Source organism: Curtobacterium sp. A7_M15, from assembly GCF_030705415.1.
In the GTDB taxonomy this organism is placed as follows: domain Bacteria; phylum Actinomycetota; class Actinomycetes; order Actinomycetales; family Microbacteriaceae; genus Curtobacterium.
Map to the genome: position 1 here is coordinate 1 of NZ_JAUZED010000124.1, position 9,977 is coordinate 9,977.

A 9,977-nucleotide genomic window follows, 5' to 3' on the forward strand; every position below is an offset into this window, starting at 1 on the left:
CGCCGGCGTGGTCGGTGACGCGGGCGCGCCCGACCCCCGGGCCGGGAGCGACTCCGGACCGGCCTGGTGCCCGCCGGCGTCCCCGACACCGATGCGCCGTTCGAGCCGCTCGACCCGGGCGAGGGCGCCGCGCTGGGTGTCGTCGGCTTCGGGCACGAGCATCCGCGCCGTCATGAGCTCGAGGTGCAGCCGCGGCGAGGTCGCCCCGGTCATCTCGGTCAGTGCCCGGTTCGCGATGTCCGCCGCTCGCGAGAGCCCGGTCGCTCCGAAGACACCGGCCTGCCGGGTCATCGTGTCGAGCTCTTCCGGCGAGACACCCCGCAGGACTGCCGCGGCGCTCTCGTTGGTGGCGGCCACGACGATGAGGTCACGGAGCCGTTCGAGCAGGTCCTCGACGAAGCGACGGGGGTCCTGCCCGGTCTGCACGACACGGTCGATCGCGGCGAACGCCGAAGCCGGGTCGGCCACGGCGAGCGCATCGACGACGTCGTCGAGCAGTGCGGCGTCGGTGTACCCGAGGAGCGCGACCGCACGCTCGTACGCGATCGCACCGTCCTCGCTGCCGGCCATGAGCTGGTCGAGCAGCGACAGGGTGTCGCGGACGGAGCCGCCGCCGGCCCGGACGACCACGGGCAGCACGCCGGGGGCGACGGAGACGGACTCCTGCTGGCAGAGCTGCTCGACGTACTCGAGCATGGCCGCCGGCGGGACGAGACGGAACGGGTAGTGGTGGGTGCGCGACCGGATGGTGCCGATGACCTTCTCGGGCTCGGTCGTCGCGAAGATGAACTTGACGTGTTCCGGCGGTTCCTCGACCAGCTTGAGCAGGGCGTTGAAGCCCTGCGGCGTGACCATGTGCGCCTCGTCGAGGATGAAGATCTTGTAGCGGTCGCGTGCCGGGGCGAACACCGCACGGTCGCGCAGGTCGCGGGCGTCGTCGACACCGTTGTGGCTGGCGGCGTCGATCTCGATCACGTCGAGCGATCCCCCGCCGCCACGGGCCAGTTCGACGCAGCTCGGGCAGACGCCGCACGGGGTGTCGGTGGGACCCTCGGCACAGTTGAGGCAGCGCGCGAGGATGCGCGCGGACGTCGTCTTGCCGCAGCCGCGCGGCCCGCTGAAGAGGTAGGCGTGGTTGACCCGGTTCGTGCGCAGGGCCGTCCGGAGGGGATCGGTGACCTGCGACTGTCCGATCAGCTCGGCGAAGTTCTCGGGCCGGTAACGGCGATACAGGGCGGTGACCACGCCCCAAGGGTAGCCGGGACGACCGACACCCGAGCGCCGGGCCGGACCACCTGTGGGAAGTGGGCGGCGCGCACGGGACGAGCCGCGCCTCCCGTCCGTCCTGACGACGTGACGGGAGGCGCGGCTCGTGCGGTGCGACGGTCTCAGACGCGTCGGCGGCGGATGCCGCGGGCGAGCCGCGACAGGCCCAGCAGGAGGAAGCCGAGCACCACCAGGCCGCCCGCTGCCCCGGCCAGCGGGGCCACGTCGGCCCCGGTGAACGCGAGACCACCGGACCCGCTGCCAGCCCCCGATCCGTTGCCGTTTCCGCCGCTCCCGACCGCGCCGGGCGTGCCGGGTGCGCCCGGCGTCCCCGGCGTCCCCGGCGTCCCGGGATCACCGGGCGTCCCGGGGTCTCCCGGGTCCCCGGGCGTGCCCGGCACCGCGGCGTCGACCACGACGGCCACCGACTGCACGGCCGAGGTCGCACCCGCCACCGTCTGCGTCACGCGGATGGTGTGCTGCCCCACCGCGAGTCGCAGGACGACCGCCCAGCTGCCGTCCTCGGCCGCCGTCGTCGTGACGGGCGTGCCGTCGTCGGCGACGACCGTGACGGTCGCTCCCGGCTCGGCGGTCCCGGTGACCCGCCAGTCGACGTACCCGGCGGCCGAGGCCGTCTGGTGCGCGCCCGGCGTGGGCGACGTGACCGCGAGCGGCTCCACCGCGTCGACCACGATCGCCACCGGCTGCGAGACCGTCGTCGTGCCGTTCACGGACTGGGACGCCTCGATGGTCCACTCGCCCTCGGGCACGCGGTCGAAGGTGACGGTCCAGTCCCCGTCCGCGTCGGCCGTCGTGGTCCGGACCTGCCCGTTCGACAGACGGACCGTCACGAGTGCCCCCGGCGTGGCGTGCCCGGTCACGGTGAAGCTGCCGGTGTCGCCGGTGCCCGTCGCGGGGATGAGCTGGCCGGGTGCCGGACTCGTGATGGTGACGTCGGTCGGCTGGGCGACGACGACCCGCACCGTGCTCGTCACCGGGTCGGAGGTCACACCGCCGACCGTCTCGGTGACCGACACCGTGTGGGTGCCCGGCGGGACCTGGGTGACGGTGACGGTCCACGAGCCGTCGCCACCGGCGGTCGTCGTCGCGGTCCGGCCGTCGATGTCCACGGAGACCGTGGCACCGGGCTCGGCCGTGCCGCTGACCGGGATCGAGGTCGTGGCTCCGGTGATCGGGAGGACCTGGCCGTCGGTCGGGCTGGTGACCCGGACCGGGGCGGCCGCGGCGACGGTGAACCGGACCTGCGGAGCGTCCGTCGTCGTGCCACCGACCGTCTGCGCGGCGGCGATCGTGTGCGCGCCCGTCCCGACGTCGGGCACGGTGACGGCCCACTCGCCGTCGCCGTCCGCGGTCGTCGTGACCGGGGTGCCGCCGTCGACACGGACCGCGACGGCCGCGCCCGGGGCTGCGACACCCGTGACCCGGACGTCCGTGGTGCCGCCGAGGACCCGGTACGCGGTGCCGTTCTCCGGGGAGGTGACGACGATCGCGTCCGGCTCGGCGACCTCGACGGTCAGGTCGCGCTCGATCGGCGACGACGTGGTGCCGTTCACGACCTGCGTGACGACGATCGTGTGGTCACCGGCGTCGAGTCCGGCGAGCTCGGTCGACCAGGTGCCGTCCGGGCCGATCGGGACCTCGACGGGGTCGCCGTCGTCCGTCACGATCCGCACGGTCCCACCCGGCTGCCCCCGGCCGCTGACCGGTACGGTCGCGGTCGTGGTACCGGCCGGCACGGTCACCGTGTCGCCGTCGGCCGGGGTGTCGACCGTCAGCGCTGCGCCCGCGGCGACCGTGAAGGTCGTCGAGACCGGTGCCGAGGTCGAGCCGTCGACCGTCTGGGTGGCGCGGACGGTGTGCTCGCCGGTGCCGAGGCCCTCGAGGTCGACCGTCCAGGTGCCGGCGGCGGTCGCCGTCACGGTCTGCGGGTCTCCCCCGTCGACCGCGACCCGGACGGCGGCCAGCGGCTCGGCGGCGCCGTTCGCCGTCACGGTCGCGACCGAGTCCTGCTGCGCGACGCGCACGGTCGACCCGTCCGCCGGGGAGGCGATCGTGATCGGGTCCGCGACGAGCACCCGGATGCCGACCGTGACCGGTGCCGAGACGGTGTCACCGATCCGCTGCGTGACGCTGACCGTCGGGGTACCGGCGGGCACGTCGGGCACCGAGACGCTCCAGTTCCCCGCGGTGTCCGCGGTGGTGGACTCGCTGCGTCCGCCGCCGAGGTCGACGACGACGGTCGCGCCGGGTTCTGCCGTCCCGCTGACGTCGACCGTGGTGGTCGCGCCCTCGCCGGCGACGGTGTACTCCTGGCCGGCCGTCGGCTCCGCGATCCGGACCGGAGCTCCGGCCTCGATCTCGAAGATCGACTCGACGGGCGTCGTGGACGTCGAGCCGTCGACCGTCTGCGTGACGCTGACGTCGTGCGAGCCGACGCCGAGGTCCGGCACGTCGACGCTCCACGAGCCGTCGTCGCCCGCCGTGACCCGGACGGGATCGCGGTCGTCGACGGTGACCGTGACGGTGGCGCCCGGCTGGGCGTCGCCGGCGACCGTCACCGTGGTGGTGGCGTCACCGTCCGCGACGGTGATCGGGTCGTCGCCCGGCTGGCGGACGGTGAGGTCGGCCGCGGCGACCACGGACACCGGTCGTGCGACCGCCGCGCTCGTCGTGCCGTTCACGGCCTGGGTGACCTCGGCCGTCCACGAACCGGTCGGCACGTCCTCGACCGTCGCCGACCAGTTCCCGTCGTCGTCGACCCGTGCGGTCGCGGTCCCGCCGTCTCCGAGGTCGACCGTGACGGTCGCTCCGGGCTGGCCGGTGCCGGCGAACGGCACGTCGGTGGTGGCGTCGTCGTCGGCGACCGTCACGGTGGTGGCGCCGGTCGGGGTCGTCACCGTGAGCGGCGAACCGGCGCGGACGGACACCGCAGCGGTGACCGGTGCGGACGTCTGCCCGCCGACGACCTGGGTCGCGCGGACCGTGTAGTCGCCGACCGGCACGTCCGCGAACGTCGTCTCCCAGGCACCGTCGGCAGCGGCGGTCACCTCGTCGGATTCGCCGTTCGACAGGGTCACCGTGACCCTCGCCCCGCCCTGCGCCCGTCCCGCGGCCCGGACGTCGGCCGTGCCGGCCGCGTCGGCGACCGTCAGGACGGTGCCGTCCGTCGGCGCGGTCAGGGTGAGTGCGGTCCCAGCGCGGACGGTGACGGTCTGTGCGGGACTGGAGGCGCTGGTCCCGCCGACCGTCTGGGTCGCGGTGAGCACGGGGTCACCGACACCGACACCGTCGAACGTCACGGTCCACTCGCCGTTGCCGTCAGCGGTGGTGGAGGCCTCGTCGTCGCCGAGTCGCACCGTGACCGGAGCGCCCGGCTCGGCCGACCCGGTGACGGTCACGTCGCGCGTCGCGTCGGCGTCCGGAACCAGCAGCACTGCATCGGCGGCCGGGGTCGTCACCGTGACGGCGTCCGCGGCCTCGATCGTGACCGTGCGCGTCTCCGGGGCGGAGACCGCCGGGGACGAGACCGTCCCGGGCAGCGTCTGCGTCACCGAGACCGGGTGCTCGCCGACAGCGAGGTCCGGGAAGGTCACCGACCAGGTGCCGTCGGGGGCGACCGTCGTCCGCTGGTCGTCCTCGCCGGTGCTGCTGGCGGTCACCGACGCCCCGGGCTGGCCGGTCCCGGAGACCGTCACGTCACGTCGGACGTCGTCGCCCGCGACCGTGATCGGTGCCGTCGTGGGGGCGGTGATCGCGAGCGGCGTGGCGGCGACGACCTGGAACGTCGTCGGGATCGCGGTGGTGACCACGCCCTCGACGCTCTGGCTCGCGTTCACGGTGTAGGTGCCGGAGGGCGAGAGACCGGTCGCCTCGACGCTCCACGCTCCGTCGCCGTTCGCCGTGGTGGTGAACTGCGTGCCCGGACCGACGGAGACCGTGATGGCCGCGCCCGGCTCCGAGGTGCCGGAGATCGGGACGGTCGCGGTGGCGTCACCGTCGACGACGACGAAGCGCGCGCCCACGGCCGGCGACTCGATCGCGACGGCGGTCCCGGGCACGACGGTGAAGTCCCGCGTCACGGTGGGGCCGGTCGTGCCGTTCACCGTCTGCACCGCGGTGACGGTGTGGTCACCGACGCCGAGCTGCGTCGGTTCGGTCTCCCAGTCACCGGAGGCGTCGGCGACGACGTCGACCGGGTCGCCGTCGTCGACCGTGACCCGGACGCTCGCTCCCGGCTCGGCGGTGCCGCGCACGACGACGCCGATCTGACCGCCCGCCCCCGCGGGGACCTCCTGGGCGTCCGTCGGGGACTCGATCACCAGGTCGTCACCGACCGCGACCGAGAAGTCCCGGTCGACGGCCGCGGACGTCTGTCCACCGACCGTCTGCGTGACGCTCGCGGTGTGGTCGCCCGTGCCGACGTCCGGCAGCGTCACCGACCACGAGCCGTCGTCCCCGGCGGTGGTGGTGACCGGGTCTCCCGCGCCGTCCAGGACGACACTGATGCCGGCCCCCGGCTGCGCGGCGCCCGACACCTCGACGTCGATCGTCGAGTCGTCGGTCGCGACGTCCGTCGTGCTGCCCTGGGTCGGCGACGTCACGGCGAGCGCGGCGCCGGCGACGACCGTCACGACCTGTCGGACGGCCGGTGACGTGGTGCCGCCCACGGTCTGGGTCGCCTGGATCGTGTACCGGCCGACCGGGACGTCCCGGACCGTGGTGCTCCAGTCGCCGTCGCCGTTCGCGGTCGCGGTCGCGGTCAGTCCGCCGCCGAGCGAGATCGCGACGTCGGCGCCGGGCTCGGCGGTCCCGGTCACCTCGAGGTCGGTCGTCGTGTCCGCGTCGAGCACGGTCACGGTGGCACCCGGCGCCGGGGCGGTGATCTCGATCGGGTCACCGGCGGCGATCGTGAAGGCCGTCGTCACCGGGCCGGAGGTCGTGCCGTCGACGGTCTGCCGAGCGGTGGCCGCGCGGTCGCCGACCGGGACGCCCTGGAAGGTCGCCTCCCAGTCACCGTCGCCGTCCGCGGTGACCGTCGCGGTGAAGGAACCGCCGATGCCGACCGTGACCTGCGCGTTCGGTGCGGCGGTGCCGGAGACCGTGACCGGCGTGGTCGAGGTCGGGTCGGCGACGGTGATCGTGCTGCCGTCCTCGGGCGCGTCGATCGTGAGCTGCGGCGCAGCCGTGACGGTGAAGTCGCGCGTCACGGCGGTGCTCGTCGAGGACCCGACGGTCTGTGTCACCGCCGCGGTGTACGACCCGGCGGGGACGCCCGTCACCGAGGTCGACCAGGTGCCGCCGGCGTTCGCGGTGGTCGTGGCCGTGCGGCCGCCGCCGAGGTCGATGTCGATCCGGGCGCCGGGCTGCGCCGAGCCGGAGAACGGCACGCTCCGGGTGTCCCCGGCGAGCGGGAAGTCCTGGTCCGCCGTCGGGCTGTCGACGGTCAGGCCGGCTGCGGCGACGACGCGGAAGGCCCGGGTCACCGGAGCGGAGGTGCTGTCCCCGACTGTCTGCGTCACACTCGCGGTCGGTTCGCCGATCGGCACCTCCGGCACCGTGATGCTCCAGGCGCCGCTCGCGTTCGCCGTGCCGGTCGCGGTGAGCCCGCCCCCGAGGTCGACGTCGATGCGGGCGTTGGCGGTGGCGGTGCCGGTCAGGGTCACCGGCGCGGTGCTGCCCGTGGTCGTGAACGTCTGCCCGGCGGTCGGCGTGGCGATCGTGAGGGCCTGCTGCGCCACGACCGAGAACGGCTGCGTGGCGGAGCCCGCCGCCGCGCCACCGACCGTCTGCGTCGCGGTGGCCGTGTAGGAACCCGTCGGCACGTTCGCCACGGTCGTGGTCCACGTCCCGTTGGCGGCGACCGTCGCGGACCCGGTCCGGCCGCCACCGAGGTTCACCGCGATCGTGGCGCCGGGCTCTCCGGTGCCGCTCACGGTGACGGTGCGGGTGGAGGACGCCGTCGGCACGCTGAACACCTGGTTCGCAGTGGGCGCCGTGATGGTCGGCGCGACGAAGGCCGCGGCCCGCACGGTCGACGTCGCGAGGTCGACGGTGGCGACGTTCGCACCGGGCAGGATCGACAGCCGCAGGGCGTGCACGCTCCGCGATCCCGGGTCGTACCCGCGGCCGTCGCGGAACCCCGTCGTGGTGTCCTGCGCGTTGACGGTCAGGTCGATGACCTGGCGGAGGAGCAGGACGACCGGGGAGAGCAGCGTCGCCACGGCCGAGGTCGTGTTCGTCAGGGCGGTGCCGAGCTGTGCCAGGGCGGTCCCGCCGATGACCGGTCGGAGCGCGTTCTGCAGCGCGGGGACGACGGTTCCGCTGACGACCGGCGCGAGCACGGTCCCGAGGGGCAGCGGCAGTCCGGCGACACTGCCCGACGTGGTGACCGTGGGGGTCGCGGTCGCGGTGCCGGCGAGCGCGCCGAGCGTCGTGTCGATCCGGAGACCGATCGCAGCGGACGGCTGTCCGAGCACGGTGGCGTTCGTCGCGATGTCCACCCGGACGGCGGTGGAGTTGATCGTGTTGACGACCGCCGTCTGCAGCGTCGTGGGCAGCTGGGTGCCGAGGATCGTGGTGATGCTCTGGTTGATCGAGTTCACCGCGGCGGTCGTCAGCACCGGGGTGTTCGCGGGCTGGCCGTTGAGCGCCGTGAGCTTGTCGAGGTCGACCGTGATGGTCCCGGTCGCAGGGACGATCGTCACGGCGCCGTCCGTCAGCGGTTGCTGGAGGACCTGGGTGAGGGTGCCGTCGAGGTTGAGGTCGACGTTCGACGTGATGGTGGTGCCGCTGACGTTCACCGTGCCGAGCAGTGCCTGGCGCAGGAGGGTCTGGATCTGGCTGGTCACCGTCGCGGTGGTGCCCTGCAGGGCTCCCCCGGTGCCGAAGACCCCGTTCACCTGACCGGAGACGGTGCGCAGCTGGTCGCGGAGCGACGTCGTCAGCCCCTGCACGGCCGGGCTCGTCAGCGTGAGGTCGGCCCCGGCGATCCGGTAGTCGCTCGTGGTGCTCACCGTCGTGCCACGCGTCGCGGTCAGGGTCGAGGCGAGCGCTCCGACACGCAGCTGCGCGTTCGAGAGCACGGTGGTGTCCGCGCCGACGCGGCTGAAGAGCGGGTTGAGGTCCAGCGTCGAGGCGCCCGTGCCGATCCCGGTGCCGACGCCGATGCCGCCGTCGTTGGTGAGGAGCCCGGAGGACGCCGTGGCGCCCGTGGAAGAGGTCGTTGCGTACTGGCCGTTCACGCCGAGGGTGAGGATGCCGTTCGCGCCGAGCAGGTCGATGTCGTTCCCGAGGTCGATCCCCACGGTGTTCAACGCCTCGACGTTGAGCGGCTGGTTCGTCGTCCCGCCGCCGGTCGTCGCACCGCGAGCGGAGTAGGCACCGCCGAGCTGGGCGATCGTGTCGACGTCGACGATGCCCGAGCCGCTCAGCAGCAGGCCCTCTGCCTCGGAGACGTCGGTCTGTGCAGCCGCCGCGGGTTGGATCGCCACGGTGGCGGCGATGAGTGCCGTCACCGTGGCGACGACACCGCCGCGCAGGAGGAGACGCCGATCGTCCGATGCTCGTCGTCGAGCTCGGCCGCCAGCACCGAAGATCCGTCGTGTCCAGTCGCCCGCCGTCGTGGGTACACGGGTACCCCGCAGCGACACGTGCCTGCGCATGCGTGTCTCTTTTCCTGGCGAGCGCGCTCGCCACCTGATCCGGAACTCCTCCGCTGGTGAGGCGGTGGAGGGTCAGGAGCCCTGGTTGGGGGTTCCTGAGGGCGATCTTTGCACACGATCAGGTTGCTGTCCGCAACCCGTTACGAAACATTCACCAGGCGCAGGGAGAAACGAAAAGACTCCTCACGCACCCGCCAGAGCCCGGTTACCCTTGCTGCGTTTCCGCCCTGGGGGAGTTGGCCTGGATGGCGTCACGTGAGGAGCCGCCGAGAAGTCTACCGGACGCGACGGGCAAGATCGGACACATGAAGATCGCCATCGCCGGGGGCCACGGCCAGATCGCCCTCCTCCTCGCCCGCCAGATCACCGACGCCGGTCACGACGCCGTCGCCATCGTCCGCAACCCCGCACACGTGACCGACGTGGAACAGCAGGGCGCTCGGGCGATCGTCGCGGACCTCGAGCAGCTCGACGACGACGAACTCGGGCTCCGTCTGCGCGGGGTCGACGCGGTGGTGTTCGCTGCCGGCGCCGGTCCGGGCAGCGGCGCGGAGCGGAAGCTCTCGGTCGACCGGGACGGGGCGATCCTCCTCGCGGACGCGGCCGAGCGTGCGGGCATCCGACGCTACGTGATGATCTCGGCGATGGCGGCGGACTCCTACGACCCGGAGCGTGCGGTCGTGCCCGCCCGCTCCGAGGCGGACGTCTTCCAGGTGTACCTCCGCGCGAAGGCCGAGGCGGACGCGAACCTCCGGGCGCGGAACCTCCGGTGGACGATCGTCCGGCCCGGGGGTCTGCTCGACACGCCACCCCAGGGCACGGTCGACGTCGGCACCACGGTGCCGCGTGGCACGATCCCGCGGGCGGACGTCGCGACGGTGGTCCTCCACGCGCTGCTCGACGACACCGCGGTCGGCGTGCAGTTCGAGGTCACGAGCGGCGACACCCCGATCCCCGCGGCGGTCGCGTCGCTCAGCTGACCCACCGCCCGCGCCCCGCAGTGGTCATCGCGCCCCGGTGAGGCGGGGC

Annotated in this window: 3 protein-coding genes and 1 other RNA gene; 1 reads left to right on the plus strand and 3 read right to left on the minus strand. The window is 73.8% G+C overall.

Annotation, left to right across the window (positions count from 1 at the left end; genetic code table 11):
- The 3 genes from Q7F20_RS16210 to ffs form a co-directional block, all read right to left on the minus strand.
- On the minus strand, positions 1 to 1,245 hold a 1,245-nt coding region (locus Q7F20_RS16210; RefSeq protein ID WP_305741103.1), incomplete at its 3' end, for a DNA polymerase III subunit gamma and tau.
- 143 nt (positions 1,246 to 1,388) lie between these two features.
- Positions 1,389 to 8,948, minus strand: coding sequence for a choice-of-anchor G family protein (locus Q7F20_RS16215; RefSeq protein ID WP_305741104.1), 7,560 nt, complete (start codon positions 8,946 to 8,948; stop codon positions 1,389 to 1,391).
- Positions 8,949 to 9,119: 171 nt separating this feature from the next.
- An RNA gene (ffs, locus tag Q7F20_RS16220) (signal recognition particle sRNA small type) lies at positions 9,120 to 9,216 on the minus strand.
- Between the two features lie 37 nt (positions 9,217 to 9,253).
- Here ffs and Q7F20_RS16225 point away from each other — a divergent pair.
- The gene (locus Q7F20_RS16225; RefSeq protein WP_305741105.1) at positions 9,254 to 9,928 is read left to right on the plus strand and encodes an SDR family oxidoreductase; all 675 of its coding nucleotides are present in this window, start codon (positions 9,254 to 9,256) and stop codon (positions 9,926 to 9,928) included.
- Positions 9,929 to 9,977: the final 49 nt, after the last annotated feature.

Bases quoted from the DNA above. Each gene is read 5' to 3' on its own strand.
- Q7F20_RS16225 (WP_305741105.1), top strand. From the start codon at position 9,254: ATGAAGATCGCCATCGCCGGGGGCCACGGCCAGATCGCCCTCCTCCTC.
- Q7F20_RS16215 (WP_305741104.1), bottom strand. From the start codon at position 8,948: ATGCGCAGGCACGTGTCGCTGCGGGGTACCCGTGTACCCACGACGGCG.